The organism is Zhenhengia sp. (genome assembly GCF_046966505.1).
Taxonomy (GTDB): domain Bacteria; phylum Bacillota; class Clostridia; order Lachnospirales; family Cellulosilyticaceae; genus Zhenhengia; species Zhenhengia yiwuensis.
Genome location: NZ_JBKVCH010000002.1, coordinates 60060 through 80592, shown reverse-complemented (window position 1 = coordinate 80592; position 20533 = coordinate 60060). Strand labels below are relative to the sequence as shown.

At 34.7% G+C, this 20533-nt stretch carries 24 protein-coding genes; 20 read left to right on the top strand and 4 right to left on the bottom strand.

The features are described from left to right. Positions 1-375 precede the first annotated feature (375 nt). From ACLTBU_RS02825 to ACLTBU_RS02810, 4 genes are all read left to right on the top strand, one after another. Positions 376-1146 carry a basic amino acid ABC transporter substrate-binding protein gene (locus tag ACLTBU_RS02825; RefSeq protein WP_177670797.1) on the top strand — a complete coding sequence of 257 codons (771 nt, stop codon included), beginning with the start codon at positions 376-378 and terminating at the stop codon, positions 1144-1146. A 74-nt stretch (positions 1147-1220) separates the two neighbouring features. Beyond that, positions 1221-1925, top strand: coding sequence for an amino acid ABC transporter permease (locus tag ACLTBU_RS02820; RefSeq protein ID WP_177670799.1), 705 nt, complete (start codon positions 1221-1223; stop codon positions 1923-1925). A gap of 50 nt (positions 1926-1975) precedes the next feature. Further along, positions 1976-2698: an ATP-binding cassette domain-containing protein gene (locus tag ACLTBU_RS02815; protein ID WP_177670801.1), complete on the top strand. Its 723-nt coding sequence runs from the start codon at positions 1976-1978 to the stop codon at positions 2696-2698. A 133-nt stretch (positions 2699-2831) separates the two neighbouring features. Beyond that, a complete protein-coding gene (locus tag ACLTBU_RS02810; protein ID WP_412217455.1) occupies positions 2832-3734 on the top strand; it encodes an SH3 domain-containing protein in 903 nt (300 codons plus the stop codon). A gap of 74 nt (positions 3735-3808) precedes the next feature. On the opposite strand, the gene ACLTBU_RS02805 is transcribed toward ACLTBU_RS02810, so the two are convergent. Both ACLTBU_RS02805 and ACLTBU_RS02800 read right to left on the bottom strand, forming a co-directional pair. Beyond that, a complete protein-coding gene (locus ACLTBU_RS02805; protein ID WP_412217452.1) occupies positions 3809-4867 on the bottom strand; it encodes an FAD:protein FMN transferase in 1059 nt (352 codons plus the stop codon). A 115-nt stretch (positions 4868-4982) separates the two neighbouring features. Next, the gene (locus ACLTBU_RS02800) at positions 4983-5501 is read right to left on the bottom strand and encodes an FMN-binding protein (protein WP_412217450.1); all 519 of its coding nucleotides are present in this window, start codon (positions 5499-5501) and stop codon (positions 4983-4985) included. 352 nt (positions 5502-5853) lie between these two features. Here ACLTBU_RS02800 and ACLTBU_RS02795 point away from each other — a divergent pair, with 352 nt between their 5' ends. The 5 genes from ACLTBU_RS02795 to nadC all read left to right on the top strand — a co-directional run bounded on the left by ACLTBU_RS02795 (position 5854) and on the right by nadC (position 11937). Beyond that, positions 5854-7722, top strand: a complete 1869-nt coding sequence (locus ACLTBU_RS02795; protein WP_320651647.1) for an FAD-dependent oxidoreductase — start codon at positions 5854-5856, stop codon at positions 7720-7722. 21 nt (positions 7723-7743) lie between these two features. Next, the gene (locus tag ACLTBU_RS02790; RefSeq protein ID WP_177670809.1) at positions 7744-8709 is read left to right on the top strand and encodes a polyprenyl synthetase family protein; all 966 of its coding nucleotides are present in this window, start codon (positions 7744-7746) and stop codon (positions 8707-8709) included. 154 nt (positions 8710-8863) lie between these two features. Continuing rightward, positions 8864-9778, top strand: coding sequence for a quinolinate synthase NadA (gene nadA, locus ACLTBU_RS02785; protein WP_177670811.1), 915 nt, complete (start codon positions 8864-8866; stop codon positions 9776-9778). Between the two features lie 31 nt (positions 9779-9809). Then, positions 9810-11123, top strand: coding sequence for an L-aspartate oxidase (locus tag ACLTBU_RS02780; protein ID WP_412217445.1), 1314 nt, complete (start codon positions 9810-9812; stop codon positions 11121-11123). Continuing rightward, positions 11089-11937 (top strand): carboxylating nicotinate-nucleotide diphosphorylase, encoded by an 849-nt coding sequence (gene nadC, locus ACLTBU_RS02775; RefSeq protein ID WP_412217725.1) that lies wholly within the window; start codon positions 11089-11091, stop codon positions 11935-11937. Before ACLTBU_RS02780 ends, nadC begins: the two co-directional genes overlap by 35 nt. A gap of 89 nt (positions 11938-12026) precedes the next feature. On the opposite strand, the gene dapA is transcribed toward nadC, so the two are convergent. Further along, positions 12027-12908 (bottom strand): 4-hydroxy-tetrahydrodipicolinate synthase, encoded by an 882-nt coding sequence (gene dapA / locus ACLTBU_RS02770; RefSeq protein ID WP_412217442.1) that lies wholly within the window; start codon positions 12906-12908, stop codon positions 12027-12029. Between the two features lie 128 nt (positions 12909-13036). On the opposite strand from dapA, the gene ACLTBU_RS02765 reads away from it, so the two are divergent. The 8 genes from ACLTBU_RS02765 to ACLTBU_RS02730 all read left to right on the top strand — a co-directional run bounded on the left by ACLTBU_RS02765 (position 13037) and on the right by ACLTBU_RS02730 (position 17385). Continuing rightward, positions 13037-13645: a histidine phosphatase family protein gene (locus tag ACLTBU_RS02765; RefSeq protein ID WP_177670819.1), complete on the top strand. Its 609-nt coding sequence runs from the start codon at positions 13037-13039 to the stop codon at positions 13643-13645. A 98-nt stretch (positions 13646-13743) separates the two neighbouring features. Further along, the gene (locus ACLTBU_RS02760; protein ID WP_177670821.1) at positions 13744-14142 is read left to right on the top strand and encodes a DUF3796 domain-containing protein; all 399 of its coding nucleotides are present in this window, start codon (positions 13744-13746) and stop codon (positions 14140-14142) included. 5 nt (positions 14143-14147) lie between these two features. Next, complete coding sequence (locus tag ACLTBU_RS02755) at positions 14148-14351, top strand: helix-turn-helix transcriptional regulator (RefSeq protein ID WP_249333241.1); 204 nt, start codon at positions 14148-14150, stop codon at positions 14349-14351. Between the two features lie 386 nt (positions 14352-14737). Next, a complete protein-coding gene (locus ACLTBU_RS02750) occupies positions 14738-14986 on the top strand; it encodes a hypothetical protein (protein WP_412217439.1) in 249 nt (82 codons plus the stop codon). 193 nt (positions 14987-15179) lie between these two features. Then, complete coding sequence (gene hpf / locus ACLTBU_RS02745; RefSeq protein ID WP_177670827.1) at positions 15180-15719, top strand: ribosome hibernation-promoting factor, HPF/YfiA family; 540 nt, start codon at positions 15180-15182, stop codon at positions 15717-15719. Positions 15720-15869: 150 nt separating this feature from the next. Continuing rightward, positions 15870-16580, top strand: coding sequence for a purine-nucleoside phosphorylase (gene deoD / locus ACLTBU_RS02740; protein ID WP_177670829.1), 711 nt, complete (start codon positions 15870-15872; stop codon positions 16578-16580). Positions 16581-16737: 157 nt separating this feature from the next. Beyond that, positions 16738-16863 carry a hypothetical protein gene (locus ACLTBU_RS02735; RefSeq protein WP_283246226.1) on the top strand — a complete coding sequence of 42 codons (126 nt, stop codon included), beginning with the start codon at positions 16738-16740 and terminating at the stop codon, positions 16861-16863. A 33-nt stretch (positions 16864-16896) separates the two neighbouring features. Next, positions 16897-17385, top strand: a complete 489-nt coding sequence (locus tag ACLTBU_RS02730) for a hypothetical protein (RefSeq protein WP_177670832.1) — start codon at positions 16897-16899, stop codon at positions 17383-17385. A 41-nt stretch (positions 17386-17426) separates the two neighbouring features. On the opposite strand, the gene ACLTBU_RS02725 is transcribed toward ACLTBU_RS02730, so the two are convergent. Next, positions 17427-18941 (bottom strand): bifunctional metallophosphatase/5'-nucleotidase, encoded by a 1515-nt coding sequence (locus ACLTBU_RS02725; protein WP_412217435.1) that lies wholly within the window; start codon positions 18939-18941, stop codon positions 17427-17429. Positions 18942-19114: 173 nt separating this feature from the next. Between ACLTBU_RS02725 and ACLTBU_RS02720 the strand changes: the two genes are divergently transcribed. The 3 genes from ACLTBU_RS02720 to map all read left to right on the top strand — a co-directional run bounded on the left by ACLTBU_RS02720 (position 19115) and on the right by map (position 20497). Next, a complete protein-coding gene (locus ACLTBU_RS02720; protein ID WP_177670836.1) occupies positions 19115-19285 on the top strand; it encodes a hypothetical protein in 171 nt (56 codons plus the stop codon). A 66-nt stretch (positions 19286-19351) separates the two neighbouring features. Continuing rightward, a complete protein-coding gene (locus ACLTBU_RS02715; RefSeq protein WP_412217433.1) occupies positions 19352-19600 on the top strand; it encodes a type II CAAX prenyl endopeptidase Rce1 family protein in 249 nt (82 codons plus the stop codon). Positions 19601-19747: 147 nt separating this feature from the next. Further along, on the top strand, positions 19748-20497 hold the full coding sequence (map, locus tag ACLTBU_RS02710; RefSeq protein WP_177670838.1) for a type I methionyl aminopeptidase: 750 nt from the start codon (positions 19748-19750) through the stop codon (positions 20495-20497). Positions 20498-20533: the final 36 nt, after the last annotated feature.

Here is a 20533-nt window from a genome sequence, read left to right as displayed (position 1 = left end):
GTTTACAATACAGATAAATTGAGTTTTATACATAGAATAAACAAGTTATTCACATGAAAATAATGGGACAAACCTATAATAATCAAGTTATAAACAGACTTATACACATTATCCACAGGTTGCCTGTACACAAAACATATGTTTGGTAAAATTTATAAGAGGAAATAGAGGAATAAAAATTTAAAATTCATTAGAAAAGATTAAGGCTAGTATTTATAAGGGATTAGAACAGATATATTGAGATTTATACTAGGATAAAGGAGGAAATAAAGAAAAAAGCTATTGACTATTCATTCATAACTGTTTATAATTATGCGTATAGTGGATGAATAATTGAATTACGGTATAAAAATTAATTTTTGGGAGGATTAAAAGATGAAAATAAATAAATTATTAAAAATGAGTGCAGTTGTTTTAGCAGGGATATTAAGCTTAGGAACATTTACTGGATGCAGTAAAAGTGAAGATGTGATTGTAATGGGTACAAATGCCACATTTCCTCCATTCGAAGAAATCCAAGGCAATGAAATCGTAGGATTTGATGTGGATATTAGTAAAATCATTGCAGAGAAACTTGGCAAAACACTTAAGGTAGAAGATATGGAATTTAATCAATTGCTTGGGGCTGTAGCTAGTGGAAAAGTTGATTTTGTGGCAGCAGGTATGACAGTAGATGAAGAACGTGCGAAACAAGTAGACTTTTCAGACAACTACTTCGCATCTAAACAAGTTATTATTGTTAAAGAAGATAATGATAATATTGTAGAAGCAGAAGATTTAGTTGATAAAAAAGTAGGGGTACAACTTGGTACAACAGGAGATATTTTCGTATCAGGTTATACATCAGAAGAAAATGGCGGTACAATTGAAGTTATTCAATTTGATAAAGGTGCTTTAGCTGTAGCAGAACTTAGCCTTGGTAAAATTGATGCTGTTGTACTAGATGAAGAACCAGCTAAAAAAATTGTAGCAAACTACGAAGGTGTTAAAATTATAGAAGCACCATTCATTAATGAAAACTATGCACTTGCTGTAAAAAAAGGTAATACCGAACTCTTAGAGGATATTAATGAAATACTTGCAGAAATTCAAGCTGATGGTACTTATGATGCACTTTGCGAGAAATACTTCGGTAAAACAGAATAAGAATAAGAGTATTGAACTTCACCTATAGGGGGACATACCTATAGGTGAAGTTTTTCAGATGAGGGAGGAATTTTATGTTTAGTTATGAAACAATGATTGCGTTTTTTAATACTTTTATAGAAAGAAAGTATTACATGACCCTTTTAAGTGGTATACAAGAAACTTTACTTATGACGGCTATTGCTACAGTTATTGGTTTAATCATTGGTATTTTTGTAGCGATTATTCAAGTCTCTGAATTTCCAAGAAAACTTAAATGGTTAGAGAAAATCCTTAAGGGGATTGCTAAGCTTTATGTAGATATTATTCGTGGAACACCAGCTATTGTACAAGTAAGTTTTATTTGGCTTGTTGTATTAGCTGATGTAGTTATGGCGCGTCCTGTAGTAGGAGGAATCTCTTTTGGGATTAATAGTGGCGCCTATATGGCAGAGCTTATTCGAGCAGGTATTCAAGGTATCGATAAGGGCCAAATGGAAGCAGGACGTTCACTTGGACTTTCTTATTTTCAAACAATGAAACTTATTATTATACCACAGGCATTTAGACAAATGCTTCCAGCGCTTGTAAGTGAATTTATAGTCTTAATTAAGGAAACTGCCGTTATTGGTATGATTGGTGGACGTGATATTATGCGTGCAGGCAACATTATGATGTCAGATACAGGAAGCTTTATATGGCCAATTCTGATTGTGACTATAACATATCTTGTACTCACAAGTACCTTTACAATCATTATGCGTGTGATTGAGAAAAGAATGAATAAAGGTAGATTTTAGGGAAATATTTCCTAGGAAACTTAGAGAATGTATAAAAAGAGGTGAAATTTGTGATAGAGGTTAAAGGATTATGTAAAAGTTTCGGGGATTTAAAAGTATTAAAGGGAATTGATGACTCTATAAATAAAGGAGAAGTAGTCGTTGTCATTGGACCATCTGGTTCCGGTAAGTCTACCTACCTACGTTGTATCAACTATATGGAAGAAGCAACGCAAGGTCAGATCCTTATTGACGGTGTAGATATTACAGATAAAAGTATAGATATTAATGAAATACGTCAAAAAGTAGGCATGGTATTTCAACATTTTAATCTTTTTCCACATATGACGGTATTAGAAAATATTACACTTGCTCCAATTCAAGTGAAAAAAATGAGTGAAGAAGAAGCAAAAGAAATAGCATATAAACTTTTAGATAAAGTAGGGCTTAAAGAAAAGGCGAATGAATACCCTAACAAGCTTTCAGGTGGACAAAAGCAAAGGATTGCTATTGCACGTGCTTTAGCTATGAATCCAGAAGTGATGCTCTTTGATGAACCAACTTCTGCTCTTGATCCTGAGATGGTTAAAGAGGTATTAGAAGTTATTAAGGAACTTGCTCAAGAAGGGATGACCATGATGATTGTAACTCATGAAATGGGCTTTGCCAAAGAAGTAGGAACACGACTTGTTTTTATGGATGAGGGAAAAATTTTAGAACAAGGTCATCCTAAGGAAGTCTTTGAAAATCCTAAGGAAGAGCGTACGAAACTCTTTTTAAGTAAAGTGTTGTAATAGTTTTGATATAAGTATAAATACTCCCGAAAAGCTTGATAAAGGTGTGTAATTTGATTAAAATAGGATTACTTAACAATTATGTAATACATTTTAATAATCACATAATAATATAAGCCCGAGGAGATTACACATGAAACAACAACTTATGAAGAAAGCTTTTTTAGGATTACTGATGATGCAAAGCGTGCCTATTTTTGCTAACGTATTTGCAGTTGTACAAGATAAAGGCGCAGTAGCTTATTGCAATGAAGCACGTGCTATTTATGAAATCAGCAAAGGAAGCAATCTACGAGTAGTGGATCTCCAAGAGGAAAAGGATACTTATAGAATTGATATAGAAGGCCAGATAGCGGAAATTGATAAAAACCTTCTACATATTAGAAAAGTCATAGCACCTGTTACAGTAGAAGGAACTAAGGTAAGGAAGGAACCTTCGCCAAATGCACAGTTAGTAGAAGAGCTTGTAGTAGGGGAGATTGTTAGTGTACTTTATCAATCAGGGAATTGGTACAATGTAGTATTATCAGATCAAACTGAAGGATTTATTTATAAAGATCAGTTAAAGGATACGAGTTTAAAGCTCCTTCCAGTTAAAGAGTTTAAAACTCAAAAAGTAGAAGTACTAAATTGGGCTACGGCAAACCAAGTAATGCCAAGAGGGAGCGTAGCTACTGTTTTAGATGTATATACAGGCAAGAGATTCAAAATCAAGCGTACCTTTGGCACAAACCATGCAGATGTGGAGGCGCTGACAAAGGCAGATACACAAGTTATTAAGGGGATATGGGGTGGCTTTAGCTGGGAAAGACGTCCAGTTATTGTAGAGTTTAATGGACGTTATTTAGCAGCATCACTTGCTGGTATGCCACATGCAGGGGACTCCTTAAATGAGATTAAGGGGAATGGTATGAATGGTGTTATAGATTTACACTTTAGAGGTAGTAAAAGACATAAAGAGGGTAATATTGCAGCAGTAGTAGACCCACAACATCAAGCAGCAATTAATGTTGCAGCAAAGTATGTCTATAAATAGAATAGAAATTTAAGAAAAAGAGTGTCATCCATGAATACAGTCATGGATGACACTCTTTTTGCAGAGGAATAGAGTTAATTCCCTAATGTAAAGGCACCATTAGTCAGTACAAAATCATCTTTAATACCGTCTGTTAGATAAACTTTGGAGTCTTTAGTAATAAAGATGGCATCTATATTAGGAAGTGACTTAACAAACTCAAGCCCTTCTTCAAGCCCTTTCGAGAAAACTGCTGTTGAAAGAGCATCTCCATCTATAGAAGTCTCACTAATAATAGTCACACCGGCAATTTCATTATCGAAAGGATACCCTGTAGAAGGGTCTAAAATATGGTGATATTTTTTACCATCAGCCTCTAAGTAGCGCTCATATATACCAGAAGTAACGACAGATTGATTAGCAATAGGTATATAGCCTACTGTATTATTACGGCTTTCGAAAGGATCTTGAATACCTACTTTCCATAAAGAGCCATCTACTTTAGTACCAAGTGCATAAATATTACCACCTAAATCAATAAGTGCATGCTCAACACCTTTACTTTTAAGAAGCGTGGCAAGACTATCAGCTGTATAGCCTTTTGCAATTCCGCCAAGGTCAAGTTGCATACCTGGTGTTTGAAGGTAGATTGTTTTAGCCTCTTCATCTAACTCTATTTGTTTATAATTTATAAGTGGCAACACATTTTGAATTTCATCGGTAGAAGGCACACGAGCTTCAGGAAGACCAATGTTCCAAAGCTTTACAAGAGGTCCCACAGATACATCAAAAGAGCCATCTGTAAGTTCACTGTAGTAGTATCCTTTTTGTACAATATCAAAGAGTACATCATTGACGGGATGAGGGGTTGTACCCGCAGAGGCATTAAGTTCTGTTAGAAGCGTGCTATCTTTATTAAGACTTAATTCATTTTCAAGAAGTTTCACCCGTTCGAAGGCTTCATCTAAAATAGTTTCATCTTGGTGGTCAAAGAGAGAAACACTTACAGTTGTACCCATTAAAACTTCAGTACGTCTAAGTGGATCTGAAGGGGATGGTTTTTTTGAGCTATTAGAGTCTAACCCACACCCTGTAAAAATCATTAAAGTTAAACAGCACATGAATAGGCCGAAGCGTTTTTTAAAATTACACATAAAAAGTAATCTCCTTTCACATTTACTATAGCATACCCTAAATGTTAGAAGTAGGCTATGGGATAAAAATAAAAAGGATGTTCGGAAAACCGAACACCCCATTTAATAAAAGTTATTATTCAGCTGGAGCAGCAAGTACTAATACGTCTGTATTACCTGCTTGCATTTGTTCCATAAGTGCTGTTGTGAAAGTAACAAATTCTTCAGAAGAACTTGTTGCACCTGTTACAGCATCAACTTTAGTTGGATCTTGAGAAGCGATTAAGCTTTCTGCTAAAGCAACTTTGAATTCAGCTGGATTTGTACCTGCGTTTTCTTTCATGCTTGTATTGTAGCCTTCATCTTCTGATTTTAAAGCACCATCAGCATTGATGTAGTCAAAGTTTACTTCTGTCATTTTTCCATCAGCAACTGTTACTTCTACGAATGCTTTCCAGCCACGTGAATCTTCTTTATCGTATTCAGCTCTGTATGTTCCATCTTGTAAGCCAGTAGCTTCAGTGTTTTTGTCTGTCTCAGCTGGTGTAGTTGCTTCAGATTGAGCTGGAGTGTCTTCTTTTGAAGAACAAGCAGTAAGAGCTCCAATTGCAAGTACAGATGCACAGATTAAAGCTAAAAGTTTTTTCATTTTCATTTTTTTTCTCCTCTTATACATGAGTAAAATTTAAAATGTACTTTGTTAAAAAGCACTCACTTATTTTAGAGATTATATATGAATAAAAGATAAATAAAAAATTAATAAATTATTAATAGACAAAACATAATTCTTACTATATAGTAAAATAAGTTATAATTAATAAAAGAAATTGATGGAAAATGATTAAAAACTATAGATAAAAAATTAATTATAAGTTAAAATAAAAATAACATAAATTAGTTTTTTAATATAAAATGTTAATTTTTAAACTAGACATTAATAGGTATTTTGTGTAATATATGGTAGTTAAAGAATTAAAATTTATATAAGCTAGAAAAGGAGACAAGATATGGCAGCGAAGAATATTGTAATCTTAGGTGCAGGCTATGCTGGTGTACACGCAGCGAAGAAACTCGCTAAGAAGTACAAAAAAAATAATGATGTAACGATTACAATCATTGATAAAAATCCATACCACACACTTATGACAGAGCTTCATGAAGTAGCAGGTGGACGTGTTCCAGAAGAATCTGTTAAGTTAGATCTTCATAAAATTTTCCATAGAACTAAAGTAAATGTAGTTGTAGATTACATTGAAAATGTTGATTTAGAGAAGCAAGTTGTTAAAACAACACATGGTACATATGCATATTCATACTTAATGGTAGGTCTTGGTAGCGAGCCGGCATACTTTGGCGTGCCAGGTGTTAAAGAACATGGCTTTAGCTTATGGTCATTAGATGATGCGCTCACAATTCGCGAGCACATTAAAGAGCAGTTCAAAAAAGCATCTTTAGAAAGAGATGAAAAAAGAAGAAAAGAACTTCTTACTTTCATTGTAGCAGGTGCTGGATTTACTGGTATCGAAATGGCAGGGGAGCTTTTAGAGTGGAAAGACACACTTGCAGCAAAATACCATGTAGATGTAGAAGAAGTAAAAGTATATGTTGTAGAGGCAGCAGGCTCTATTTTAAATATGCTTGATCAACAGCAAGCAGCAAAAGCAGAAAAATACATGACAAAACATAAAATTGAAGTCATGAAAAATGCTCCAATTACAGAAGTAACAGCAGAAGGTATTACACTTAAAGATGGTAGAAAGATTGCTACACATACACTTATTTGGACATGTGGTATCCAATGTGCTGAAAGTGCAGTAGCTCTTGATGCACCAAAAACACGTGCAAATCGTCTTAAAGCAAATGAATATATGCAAGCAGAAGGTTACGAAAATGTATATGTAATAGGTGACTGTGCATATAATGAGGAAAATGGCAACTGTACAAACCCTCAAATTGTAGAAGCTGCAGAACAAACAGCTGCAACAGCTGCTAAAAACATCATTGCTTCTATTGATAATAAAGAAAAATCAAAATTCAAAGGTAACTACCATGGATTCATGGTATCTATTGGTGGACGTTATGGCGTAGCTAACCTTTCAGGTATTAAATTATCTGGTTTCTTTGCTATGGTTATGAAACACATTGTGAATATGTACTATTTATTTGGTGTGTTAAACGTTTACGCAGTATATCATTACTTACAACATGAATTCTTCGGAATGAAACAAAATAGAAATATTATGCGTGGGCATATTTCTTCACTTGGTAACCGTTTATGGACTTTACCACTTAGATTCTATATCGGTATTTTATGGTTAATCGAAGGTCTTAAAAAATTAGTTGGTGAAGGCACATGGGATGCAGCATGGGATGCTCTTCTTCAAAAAGGTGAATTTGCTTTCACAATCGGTTCAGACAGCTGGATTAAAGCTGGTAATGTAAAAATGCCATTTGAGTGGCTATATGATGCTGTATCTTCAGCATCACAAGCAGGTGACGCAGCTACTACTTTTGCAGAGCCAATCCTTAAAGAAATGCCTAATTTCTATGAATCTATTATGCAAATTTTCATTCCAAATCCAGACGTAGCAGTATTCTTCCAAACAATCGTAGTAGCTACTGAGATTGGTATTGGTCTTGCATTAATTGCTGGTTTATTTACATGGCTTGCATCAGCAGCTTCAGCATTTATGGTTATTAACTTTGTATTATCAGCAATGGCTGGATGGGATATTTTATGGTTCTTCTTCGGAAGTATTGCTCTTATGAATGGCAGCGGACGCACATTTGGTTTAGACCATTATGTATTACCTTGGATTAATAAGGTAGTTGGTGACTTTTGGGTAGGTGGCAAAGGTCACATTTATAAAAAGTAGTTAGTAGAAAGAGGTAAAGGCATGCATATCATTTGGAATAGATATCCGGAGATTAAACTAGAACTTGAAGCAATTATTGACTTGATGGATGAAAATGCAAAGTGCAAGGATAAAATAATTGAGAACTCAATTAAAGAACTTGTACATGCTAATGGAAAGATGATTAGGCCTGCCTTTACAATTCTTGCAGCGCATTTTGGAGACTATGAATCAGAGAAAGTTCGTGCTTTATCTGCTGTTGTGGAGCTCTTTCACATGGCTACCCTGGTTCATGATGATGTCATTGATGATGCTAAGCTAAGACGTGGGAGAGAGACCATTCAATCTAAATATGGGAAGGAATATGCCGTATATATTGGTGATTACCTATTCTGTATTTGTTTTAAAATTCTTGCTCAGACGGCGTCACTGCAAAGTATTCAGATGGATAGCAGAGCTATGTCTCGCATCTGTCTTGGAGAAATTGAACAGCTTAATTCTCGATTTGACACAGATGTTTCACTTAAAAATTATTTAAGACGTATTGCAGGTAAAACAGCAGAACTTTTCTCATTAAGTCTTTATATTGGAGCAGCTGAGAGTGGCTGTAATATGAGATTATCTAAGAGGTTTCACCGTATTGGGCATCATGTAGGGATGGCATTCCAGATTATTGATGATATTCTGGATTATAAAGGTGATGAAAAGACTGTAGGAAAAGATCAAGGTAAAGATATACGAGAAGGCGTTTATAACCTTCCTCTTATTTATGCTTTAGAGAAGAAGCCACAGGATCTTATAAATCTTTTAGAGAAAGAAGTTTATGAAGATGCAGATGTAGAACAGATTATTCAGCTTGTGAAAAACTACGGAGGCATTGAAAAAGCACAAAAGCTTGCTAAGAAATATACAGATAAAGCGTATAAAGAAATTCATAAACTCCCGGATAATCCGTATAAAGAGATTTTACTCGAAATCGTTACAATGTTATTAGAACGTTCTTATTAAAAGGCTACCCAATTGGGTAGTCTTTTTTTTATACCTTTATAAGGAAGCAATACATATGGATAAAAAAATAATACATATGACAAGACACATGTATTGTAAAAAAGTAAAATTAGTGATATATTAACACCTATATGACATTGAGGTGAGGTGCAATATGAAACCAGAAGAATATATGCAGGAGATTAAAAGGTTAAAGGAAGAAAGGGATGCGATTATTTTAGCGCATTATTATACAGATGATAAATTACAAGAAATTGCGGATTATGTAGGTGATTCTTATTATCTATCAAAAGTAGCAAGGGAGGCAAAAGAGCAAGTTATTGTTTTCTGTGGTGTAAAATTCATGGGAGAAAGTGCAAAAATCTTAAATCCACACAAAACTGTTTTATTACCAGATGATGTAGCAGACTGTCCTATGGCTCATATGGTAACACCACAGCAAATAAAACAAGTAAGACAAGAGCATGAAGACTTAGCTGTAGTATGCTATATTAACTCAACAGCGCAGATTAAAGCAGAATCTGATGTTTGTGTTACATCTGCAAATGCTTTAAATATTGTAAAAGCCCTTAAACAATCTAAAATTTTCTTTGTGCCAGATCAGCATTTAGGGACTTATGTAGCATCTAAAGTGCCAGAAAAAGAATTTATTTTTAATGATGGCTACTGTCACATACATAGAAGCATTCAGAAAGAAGCGGTGCTTAGAGAAAAAGCACTTAGACCAGAAGCTCAAGTACTTGTACATCCGGAATGTCCAAGTGAAATTGTAGACTTAGCAGATTATGTAGGAAGTACAACAGGTATTATTGATTACGTAGCTAAAAGTCAAGCAGATTCTTTTATTGTATGTACAGAAATAGGTATTCTGTATGAGCTTAAAAAGAACAATCCAAATAAGAACTTCTACTTTGTAGGGGAGAAAAAAGAATGTGCAGATATGAAACGTATTACACTTAGTAAGCTTTATGAAGCTTTAAGAGATATGAAGTATGAAGTTGTATTAGAAGAAGCTGAAAGAAAAGCTGCAGAAGAAGCACTTCTTGCAATGCATAGGCTAGCAGATTAAGAGAGATTAAACAAGGAAAAGAAGGGATAGTATGCGTGATTCATACGACATTATTATAGTAGGCACTGGAGTAGCTGGGTTATATGGGGCAATTCATTTACCAAGTGACTTAAAGATTCTTATGATAACTAAAGAAGGATTAGAAGATAGTGACTCTTATTTGGCACAGGGGGGCATTTCTACCTTAAGAAATAAAGAGGATTATGACTGTTACTTTGAAGATACTTTGAAAGCAGGTCGCTATGAAAATAATAGAGAGTCTGTTGATATTATGATTCGTGAGTCCACCAATACCATTGAAAAACTTATTGCATTAGGAGTGGAGTTTGATAAGGTAGATGGAGAACTTTCTTATACAAGGGAAGGTGCTCATCGTATTAATCGTATTTTACATCATCAAGATATAACAGGAAAAGAGATTACCTTAAAGTTAATTGAACGTGTTAAAGAGCAAGGTAATATAGAGCTTGTAACCCATGCTACTATGATAGATCTTATTACTAAAGAGAATGTATGCCAAGGTATTGTAGTATCTCACCAAGGATATATACAGCCTATTTATAGCAAAAAGGTTATACTTGCAACAGGTGGTATTGGAGGTTTATTTGAAAACTCTACGAACTTTAAACATTTAACGGGAGATAGTCTGGCTATAGCTCTCAAACATCATATAGCCCTCCAAGACATTCATTATATTCAGATTCATCCTACTACACTATATAGTAAAATGCAGGGGAGAAGATTCCTGATATCCGAAGCAGTAAGGGGAGAAGGGGCTTATCTTCTGAATCATGCAGGTAAGCGTTTTGTAGACGAACTTTTACCAAGAGATGTGGTAAGTGTAGCTATTTATGACCAAATGATAAAAGATGAGAGCCCTTATGTATGGCTTTCACTTATGCACTTAGGAGAAGAAAAGATTAAAAGACGCTTCCCTAATATTTATGAGCGTTGTATGGAAGAGGGATATGATCTATTAAAAGAGCCTATTCCAGTTACGCCAGCGCAGCATTATTTTATGGGCGGCATTAAGGTAGATAAGTATAGTAAGACAACAATGGACAACCTCTATGCTGTAGGGGAAACAAGCTGCAATGGTGTACATGGCCGCAATAGGCTTGCAAGTAATTCATTGCTTGAGAGTTTAATCTTTGCCAAAAGAGCAGCATGCCGTATAGTAGAAGAAGGACTAGGCGTGCTAGATGAGTGCGTTCCTATAGATGTACAAAACTATCAGATGGATAAACTAGAAGAAGATTATAAAGCGCTAATCTTAGAAGAAATTAAAAAGAAGGATGGGGATTTTTATGATAAATGGTGTCACAATGACTATCAATGTGGATGATAAAATACGTCTAGCACTTCAGGAAGATATTACCGGTGAAGATGTAACAACAGCAGCAATTATTAGAGAAAATACACGTTCTAGGGTTCAACTGATTTGTAAAGAAGATGGTATCCTGGCAGGACTTCCAGTTTTTAAACGTACTTTTGAACTTCTAGGAGAAACTGAATTTGAGACTTTCTTTAATGAGGGAGATCATATTAAAAAAGGAGACCTTATTGCAACTGTAACAGGTGATGCAAGAATTCTTTTATCAGGTGAACGTGTGGCGCTTAATTACTTACAAAGGATGAGCGGTATTGCTACTTTAACACATAGTTTAGTAAGTGAGCTTAAAGGGAGTCCTACAAAACTTTTAGATACACGTAAAACAACACCAGGTATGCGTGTTTTTGAGAAGTATGCAGTTAAAGTTGGTGGTGGCTACAATCATCGTTTCAACTTATCAGATGGGATCCTAATTAAAGATAATCATATTGGGGCAGCTGGTGGTGTAAAAGAAGCTATACGTTTAGCAAAAGAATATGCTCCATTTGTAAGAAAGATTGAAGTAGAAGTTGAGAATCTAGAGATGTTAGAAGAAGCCTTAGAAGCAGGAGCAGATATTATCATGCTTGATAACATGTCTAATGAGATGATGAAAAAAGCAGTAAGCTTAGTAAATGGTAGAGCAGAAACGGAATGCTCTGGGAATGTTACTAAAGCACGTCTTAAGGAGATTGCTGAAATAGGTATAGACTATGTGTCTTGCGGAGCACTTACACATTCAGCACCTATATTAGATTTTTCACTTAAAAATTTAACTAACTTATAAAGATAATAGAGTTTGTAGGGGATGCAATAAAATGCAAAGAAAAATGAGTAGGCTAGTAATAAGTGGCCTACTCATTTTTTAGTACTGAATTATTTAATAAGTCCATAGCTTTTTAGTGTTTCTACTAGGAAAGCTTCATTCTGAGGTTCCATATCAATAAGTGGTAGGCGGCATTTACCTACATTCATATTCATAAGGTTCATAGCTTTTTTCACTGGTACAGGGCTTGGTTCACAGAAAAGTGCTTTAACAAGTGGAAGGGTTTTAAGTTGAAGCGCTCTTGCTTTATCGATATCACCATCGAAGAAAGCTTGACAAAGTTCGTGAGTTTCTTTTGGAATAATGTTAGCCATAACAGAGATAACCCCTTTAGCACCAAAGGCAAGGTAAGGAAGTACTAATCCATCTTCACCAGAGTAAATGCTAAAGTCTTCAGGACATAGGTTCATAAGCTCACCTACATGAGAGAAGTTACATTCTTTAATAGCTACTATATTTTCAATTTGAGCAAGTTTAGCTGTCGTTTCAGGACTCATATCAAGTACAGTACGTCCTGGTACATTATAAAGAATAATAGGAAGTTTAACAGCATGTGCAATAGCACTAAAGTGTTCATAAAGTCCTCTTTGAGAAGTTTTATTGTAGTAAGGAACTACAGATAAAAGAGCATCTACGCCAACAGCTTCTGCATAACGGCTTGTTTCAATGGAATGATGTGTGTCATTGCTGCCTGTACCTGCAATAACAGGAATACGCCCAGCTACCTTTTCAACTGTATAACGGATGGCTTCTTTATGTTCCTCAATAGGAAGTGTTGGAGATTCACCTGTTGTACCACAGATGATAATAGCATCTGTGCCTTCTGCAATATGCCATTCAATAAGTTTACCTAATTTATCAAAATCAATCCCTGTTTCATTAAATGGGGTAATAATAGCAACACCAGAACCTGTAAAAATAGGTTTTTTCATCATAAATCCTCCTTTAGAAAAGTGATCTAGTTTTATTATACTATCTAGGCTATTAATAGTATATACAGGAATTGCCTTAAGGGGGTATAAGTACTACAATATTTTTATTAAAATAAGGGAGGATTAAGATGCTTACATTATACATAACAAGACATGGAGAAACCGAATGGAATATACAAAAGAGGATGCAGGGGCATAAAGACTCACCGCTTACAGAGAAAGGGCGTAAGCAGGCACAGGCTCTTGGAAACTATTTAAAGAATATTCCTTTTGAGAAGGTGTTTGTAAGTGATAGTAACCGTGCTTATGAAACAGCATGTACCATTATGGAAGGAAGAGATGTACCCATTATAAAAGAAGTAAGGCTTAGAGAAATGAATATAGGTATATGGGAGGGCTCTACTTTTGAAGAAGTAGAAAGGCTAGACCCTATAGAGTCCTATCACTTTTGGCATGAACCACATCTTTATAAACCACAGGGAGGGGAAAGTTTCTTTAATACAAGAGATAGAGCCTATAGCTTTATACAAGAACTCATAGAGCAGCATCAAGAAGGGAATATCTTATTAGTAACCCATACCATTACACTTAAGCATATTATGAGCTTATGGGATGAGAGAGAAGTGGCCGAGTTATGGAACGAACCTTTTGTATCTCAGACAAGTTTAAGTATTGTAGAACTAGAAGAAGGGAGGGGGACGATTAAAGCCTATGCTGAAACGCCACATCTAGAATAGAGAGGAAATTTTCTATTAAGAAGCATTGACGTCTTTAAATATAAGTGATATATTTATCACATAAAGATACAAATATATCACTTATAAGGAGGTGCTTTATGAAAAGAGATACGACTAGGACACGAAAAATTAGCCCTTGGTTAGGGTTATTAGGGTTACTAGGATTTATATCACCCATACTCTATATAGAATTAAGTAATCCTAATGCACTTTTATTTTTAGGTTTCTTTGGATTTTTTGGATTCTATTTTGAAGGTAAGATGTCTAATACGTTAAGAGATGAGCGCTTTCAATATAATGAGCAAAGAGCAGTAGCGACGGCGAGCAAAATAACACACGTATCGATGGCATTTATACTTATTATTACGGTCAACTGGGTATCACAAAGGGGAATAGAAATAGCATATACCTTTTTAGTTGCAGCACTAGCTCTTTTATGGGCCCTACAGATTTCTCTGCCACTAGGGTTACTCTACTACTATGAGAATAAGGAATAAAGATTATGCCAGAGTTTATATGTACATTAAAGAAATATAGATTAATGAAAGAACTGACTCAGGAACAGTTAGCAGAAAAAGTGGGAGTAAGAAGAGAGACAATTATGAGATTAGAAGCAGGGAAATATAACCCGTCACTTAAGCTTGCCATTGATATTTCAAAAGTCGTAGAAATACCTATCGAACAACTTTTCATATTTGAAGATTAAAAAAACTTAGTACACATTAATGTGTACTAAGTTTTTTTTAGGAGGAAAATTAAATAAGGAATTGACTTGCTAATAAAGTAAGTATGAAGAAAGTGAGAGAAATATTAAGAAAAAATAGATTTTTTGTTAAGTAATAGAAAGTAATAAAATACTTAGTTGATAGGTATAGTTACTAAGAAGAATTTGATATTAGAGTGCAAGATTTTATGAACCTTAATGTTGTATATAGAATGTTAATAAATTAGATAAGATTTATATATATATTATATACAATTTATAGTGCATTTCTTTACATGAACTACATAGGAAATGCCTATACTTCTGCCATAGTCATTAAAAATTTGCATAAGAATCTAAATTTATTTTGAATTGGAGGGTTATATACTATGAAGAAATTATTATTTATTGCATTGGCCTCAATTAGTGCAGCTGCATTTGTGGGATGTGCACCAACATCAGAAGAACCTACAGGTACTGAAACAAGTGCTGGAACTACAACTGATGCAGATACAACTGAAGCAGGAAGTACAGAGGCAGATAGTACAGAGGCAGATAGTACAGAGGTAGATAGTGCAGAGGTAGATAGCACAGAGGCTGATACAAGTAACGTAGATAGTACAGCTGATAACGAATAAAAGAAATACTATAAGAAATCAGTATAGCAAATATAGCCTTTTCAGCCTCTATATAGAGATGAAGAGGCTAATATAAAATAACACATAAAATTATAAAAAACTTTATTCAAAAAGAGGATTTTAGCATATCTTATCGAATATATATAGTATAACTTACCTGTTAACAGGCAGTTGATTGAAAGGAGAGATACATATGAAATACAACATTATAGGTAAAAATATAGAGGTTACAAAAGGCCTTGAATATGCCGTAGAAGATAAACTTCATAAACTAGATAAGTATTTTAATGATCAAACAGAAGTACAAGTAATGTTAAGTGTAGAAAAGCTAAGACACATCATTGAGATTACAATTCCTTTCAATGGACAAATTTTAAGAGGTGAAGTAGAGGGCAAAGATATGTATGCCATTATTGATGATGCCGTGGCTATTATTGAAAGACAAATTGTACGTTTTAAAAATAAATTAAGACGTAGACATCGAAGCGGAGGAAGCATTGCAGGACTTTCCGATGCATTTGCATCTATGGATACAGAGCCAGAAGAGCTGCTAAAAATAAATCGAAAAAAGAAATTTGCGATTAAACCTATGGATACAGAAGAAGCTATTATGCAAATGGAACTTGTAGGGCATAATTTCTTTGTTTATAGAGATGCTCATACTGAGGAAGTTAATGTAGTCTATAAACGTAAAAATGGAACTTATGGATTAATTGAGCCTATTATAGATTAAAATAAAACTAAACGTGCAGGTATATAACTTGCACGTTTTTTATTTAGAAGGTAAAATGTTACAGTAGGCTTTGTCTACCTTGAACAGTTAATCCGTGACATGATACATTTAAGAGGTAGATAAAATTATATATATATTAGGAGGATACTTATGAGTACACCAACTCCACATAACGGCGCAAAATTAGGCGATATTGCAAAAACAGTATTAATGCCTGGAGACCCATTACGTGCAAAATTCTTAGCAGATACGTATTTAGAGGATGTTGTTCAGTACAACTCTGTAAGAGGTATGTACGGTTATACAGGGACTTATAAAGGTAAACGTGTATCAGTACAAGGACACGGTATGGGTATACCATCAATCGGAATTTATACTTATGAATTATATAACTTCTATGGTGTAGAAAATATTATTCGTATCGGTTCAGCAGGTGCTATCGATGAAACGCTTCATATTGGAGATATTGTAATCGGTATGGGTGCTTGTACAAATTCAAACTATGAGGATCAATACTTATTACCAGGTCGCTATGCACCAATTGCATCATTTGACCTTGTGCAAAAAGCAGTATTAGAAGCTGAACGTTTAGGTTACACTTATAAAGTTGGTAACTTATACTCAAGTGATACATTCTATGATGATAGTTTAAGACTTAAGTCATGGCAAAAAATGGGTGTACTAGCAGTAGAAATGGAAGCAGCTGCACTTTATATGAATGCTGCACGTGCAGGTAAAAAAGCACTTACAATTTGTACTATTTCAGACTGTCCATTTACAGGAGAAGCAACAACAGCAGAGGAACGTCAAACTAAGTTTACTCAAATGATGGAAGTTGCTCTATCTTTAATCGAAGAATAAAACCTTAAGGGGCTGTTGCAACAGCCCCTTTTTAATAATCTCTCTAAAAGTTAAGATTCTGAATAAATTATAGTAAAAATAGATAAAATTTTTGAAAATGTATTGAATGCTAATGCATAGCGAGATTAAAATATAAGTAGTGCATATAAATGGTAATATGGAAGGTACTATTACACTACTTAATCGTTTAGGAAAACAATTTGACTTTAAGATTACCAATGACAGAAGAAGCGGGCAGAATTTAAATGCTTTAGAACCAAGTACGGTGATAGAACAAATTTAACACTATTTGAATAACCTTGAAGGATGTGGAAAAATGGAAATTAAATGCACGAAGGAAGAATTTAAAGTTTTACTTGATTTAGTTTATGCAGGAAATCTACTTATAAATGGTATGCGTGAAGTGGATGAGCGTATCGCACCTCATGCAGAACTGGAACAAAAAATTTTTGCTATGGCAAAAGAGTTTGGGCTTGAAGATTATATTGAATTTGATGAAGAATTTAAAGAGTATATGCCAACAAGAGCTTATGAAAACAGCGAAATCAATGACTATATTGATGCGTACGAAGATAAAGTGTTCTGGGAAGAGCTTGTAGTACGTATGGCAAGAAGACAAGCCCTTAACGAACTTGGTGATGAAAATCCAGATATGACTAATGCAGAACTAAGAGATAGACAGATTGAACTTGAAGAATACTATGAAGATGAATTTATCGAAAATGGTATTTATCATTTAAAATGGATTAAACCAGAGATTCAATCAGAAGAAGAAGCTAAAGCAAAAGCGAAAAGGGAACAATAAACATAAGGGAGATAGATTATGTATATCTATCTCCCTTATGTTTATTTAAGAATCGTAATATATTTATTTTTATCGACAGTTACATTTTTATGTTGCATAAAGTAGTCAATGATGATCTCAGGCATTTCTACAAGAATTTCTTTAACAACTTTACATGCAGGGTACATATCATAGCCACCTACACCGCTGTAACGGTAATTGTTCATAGCAAGTGTAAGGATATCGTTAGGACCTACTTCTTTGCCATTTAGACTCATGGATACTACACGTTCACCCACTGGTTTAGTAAGGTCGAAGGTATAGCAAAGTGGTGCGAAGTAATCATAGTTATAGTGAGATACTTTAGGTTTAAGGAATTTATCAGATACTGAAATCTCACCATTTTCTATGTGGAAGTAGCTTGCACTGTTCTCAAGGGCTGCTTTCACAACAGAACCTGTTACTTCAAGTACAATTAAAGTATTTGGGAAGATGTAAGTAGATACAATATCACGTACAGTTACTTCTTTGTTAAATCCTTTTACACTATTAGCAAAAGATGTGCAGGCAATATCAGCACCGCTTCTTTCTAATTGCACTTGGTTGATAAAGTTAGCAAGGTATGTGCCATTTAAAGACATCTCTAAGTGGTTACCAGGTACAAGATCTGTATCTAGGAAGCCAACGGGCTCATCAAGCCATGTTTGGAGTGCAGATTCAAGAGGCATAAGCTCATCGTAAAGTGCTTTGTTATAAGTAAGGCCTGTAGATACTAGTTTAGAAGTACTTGTGATTACGCCTTCTTCGCTGACTGTTACATCTACCTCGGCAAATTGTGTACCGTATTGAGGTGTTTGCACAATATGGGTACCTGCAATGTTTTTGTCTGCAAGTGCAATATGTTGATGACCTGTAAGAAGTACATCAAAATCAAAAGCTTCGCAGATTGCATAAGCTAAGTTTTCTTTAGAATCACTAAGTTTACGATTTGTTTCAAGGTCATATTCAATACCACCATGGTAAATACCGATTAAAAGGTCTACCTCACCTCTAAGCGCTTCATAAGAAGGGCGAATACTATCAAGTGTAGCACTTACAGTAAAATTTTTAAGGTTTTCAGGTTTTTCCCATACAGGAATGAACTCTGTGCTTACACCAATAATTCCTACTTTAAGGCCATTTTCAAGTGTATGAATAGCATGTTGCTTAATTGGAAGTTGATTAAGTTTATCCTCTACGTTGGTACAAAGGCATTTGGCATCGATATAATCAAGGTAGCTTTTTAAATAATCATAGCCATAGTTAAAATCATGGTTACCTAAAGTAATGTAATCATAGCCTGCTTTGTTCATTACTTCAGCAATTGGATTTTTTGGAAGGCCTAGACGACTTATATAAGTTGTAAAAGGAGAGCCTTGGATTGTATCGCCACCATCGATAACAAGTGTATTTCCGTCCTTTTTAAATTGCTCCATCATGCATAGGAAGCCTTGTGGTTTTAATTCCTGATCTCTATAATCTGTTGGATAAACATATCCATGAACGTCAGATGTAAAATAAATTTTTAAGTTTTTCATATTAAGCACCTCATTATATTCTAACAATACTTTGTATTATAGCAGTAAACGTTATAACAGGCTATCATTAGGATATGATTTTAAGCTTAGAATTATTGTAAAAAGTAAGATTTAATATATTCGGTTCGTTTGATATAATGAAAAGAGTTCAAGTAAGAAGTAAGGGAGGTATTTTGACACCTACAAGTGGGATTATTAAAATAGCAGGCAGAGCTTATAGGGAAGATAAGAATAATGCAAAACAACTTATAGGTTACTTATCAGGAAATAGTAAGCGATATGGTAGATTATCCCCTAGAGAAATTCTTGAGATTTTTGGTAGACTGTATGAAAGGAAGCTGTAGGAAGTTAAGAAGAGAATAGAAGAGCTTATTAAAAGTGAACTTACTTTCCAAGATGCCTTCGGGATAATGGCTAGGGTTCTTTTATCTAATGTAGGTTTTCTGATTCTAGCTTTAGTGTTCCTTACCAAAATGTTTGACTTCTGGATTAATCTTTTAGTTGTAGCCGTTATACCAGCTCTATGTGAAGAGATGCTTTTTAGAGGTATGATTCCTAAAGCTCTATTGGGGACGGGATTTGCTTACGCACTTTATAAGGGTGGCTTCATTTTCTTATGTAACTCATGCACCTTTTCAATAATAGGATTATTGTGTTAGTGCAACACCTTACTATGCATAAGGCAAAAGTAGCGTGATAGATGAAATATTAATGATGACAAGCATAATCTATATTATAATAGGAGTAGTTCAGGAGTATTACGAGTTAAACAAAATAAAAATAGAAATAGATAGAAGGAATGAAAAATGGGTTTAATTAAAACAAAACAACAAATAGAAGGCATTATAGAAAGTGCAAACATTAATACAGCCGTTTTAGATCATGTAGCAGCACATATTAAAGCTGGTATGACAACAGAAGATATTAATAAACTTGTACATGACTTTACAGTAGCGCATGGAGCTATTCCAGCACCACTTAACTACTGTGGTTTTCCAAAGAGTGTATGTACTTCTATTAATCATGAAGTATGTCATGGTATTCCAAGTAAAGATGTTGTCCTTAAAGATGGCGATATTATTAACGTAGATGTATCTACTATTTATAAAGGATACTTCTCTGATGCTTCTCGTATGTTTATGATTGGTGAGGTAAGTGAGGAAGCTAGAAAACTTGTAGAAGTAACACGTGAGTGTATGCAAAAAGGTATAGAAACGGTTAAGCCAAACGCTCACTTAGGTGATATTGGTGCAGCCATTTTAGCGCATGCTAGAGCAAATGGCTATAGTGTAGTACGAGAAATTGGAGGACATGGTATAGGCTTAGAATTTCATGAGGACCCTTATGTAAGCCATGTAAGCCGTGCGGGTACAGGTATTAGGCTTGAGCCAGGTATGATCTTTACGATTGAACCGATGGTGAATATAGGAACAGCACGTGTAAGGGAAGATAAGAAAAATGGCTGGACGATTTATACAGCAGATAATAAACTTTCTGCACAATGGGAAAGCATGGTACTTGTAACAGAAGATGGATACAAAATTTTAACCTGCTAATAAATACAAGCCCTGTGGGCTCATGAAGAGTGAGTT

Coding starts and splice junctions, on each gene's coding strand:
- ACLTBU_RS02825 (WP_177670797.1), top strand. CDS start 376: ATGAAAATAAATAAATTATTAAAAATGAGTGCAGTTGTTTTAGCAGGG.
- ACLTBU_RS02820 (WP_177670799.1), top strand. CDS start 1,221: ATGTTTAGTTATGAAACAATGATTGCGTTTTTTAATACTTTTATAGAA.
- ACLTBU_RS02810 (WP_412217455.1), top strand. CDS start 2,832: ATGAAACAACAACTTATGAAGAAAGCTTTTTTAGGATTACTGATGATG.
- ACLTBU_RS02805 (WP_412217452.1), bottom strand. CDS start 4,867: ATGTGTAATTTTAAAAAACGCTTCGGCCTATTCATGTGCTGTTTAACT.
- ACLTBU_RS02800 (WP_412217450.1), bottom strand. CDS start 5,501: ATGAAAATGAAAAAACTTTTAGCTTTAATCTGTGCATCTGTACTTGCA.
- ACLTBU_RS02795 (WP_320651647.1), top strand. CDS start 5,854: ATGGCAGCGAAGAATATTGTAATCTTAGGTGCAGGCTATGCTGGTGTA.
- ACLTBU_RS02790 (WP_177670809.1), top strand. CDS start 7,744: ATGCATATCATTTGGAATAGATATCCGGAGATTAAACTAGAACTTGAA.
- nadA (WP_177670811.1), top strand. CDS start 8,864: ATGAAACCAGAAGAATATATGCAGGAGATTAAAAGGTTAAAGGAAGAA.
- ACLTBU_RS02780 (WP_412217445.1), top strand. CDS start 9,810: ATGCGTGATTCATACGACATTATTATAGTAGGCACTGGAGTAGCTGGG.
- dapA (WP_412217442.1), bottom strand. CDS start 12,908: ATGAAAAAACCTATTTTTACAGGTTCTGGTGTTGCTATTATTACCCCA.
- ACLTBU_RS02765 (WP_177670819.1), top strand. CDS start 13,037: ATGCTTACATTATACATAACAAGACATGGAGAAACCGAATGGAATATA.
- ACLTBU_RS02760 (WP_177670821.1), top strand. CDS start 13,744: ATGAAAAGAGATACGACTAGGACACGAAAAATTAGCCCTTGGTTAGGG.
- ACLTBU_RS02755 (WP_249333241.1), top strand. CDS start 14,148: ATGCCAGAGTTTATATGTACATTAAAGAAATATAGATTAATGAAAGAA.
- ACLTBU_RS02750 (WP_412217439.1), top strand. CDS start 14,738: ATGAAGAAATTATTATTTATTGCATTGGCCTCAATTAGTGCAGCTGCA.
- hpf (WP_177670827.1), top strand. CDS start 15,180: ATGAAATACAACATTATAGGTAAAAATATAGAGGTTACAAAAGGCCTT.
- deoD (WP_177670829.1), top strand. CDS start 15,870: ATGAGTACACCAACTCCACATAACGGCGCAAAATTAGGCGATATTGCA.
- ACLTBU_RS02735 (WP_283246226.1), top strand. CDS start 16,738: ATGGAAGGTACTATTACACTACTTAATCGTTTAGGAAAACAATTTGAC.
- ACLTBU_RS02730 (WP_177670832.1), top strand. CDS start 16,897: ATGGAAATTAAATGCACGAAGGAAGAATTTAAAGTTTTACTTGATTTA.
- ACLTBU_RS02725 (WP_412217435.1), bottom strand. CDS start 18,941: ATGAAAAACTTAAAAATTTATTTTACATCTGACGTTCATGGATATGTT.
- ACLTBU_RS02715 (WP_412217433.1), top strand. CDS start 19,352: ATGGCTAGGGTTCTTTTATCTAATGTAGGTTTTCTGATTCTAGCTTTA.
- map (WP_177670838.1), top strand. CDS start 19,748: ATGGGTTTAATTAAAACAAAACAACAAATAGAAGGCATTATAGAAAGT.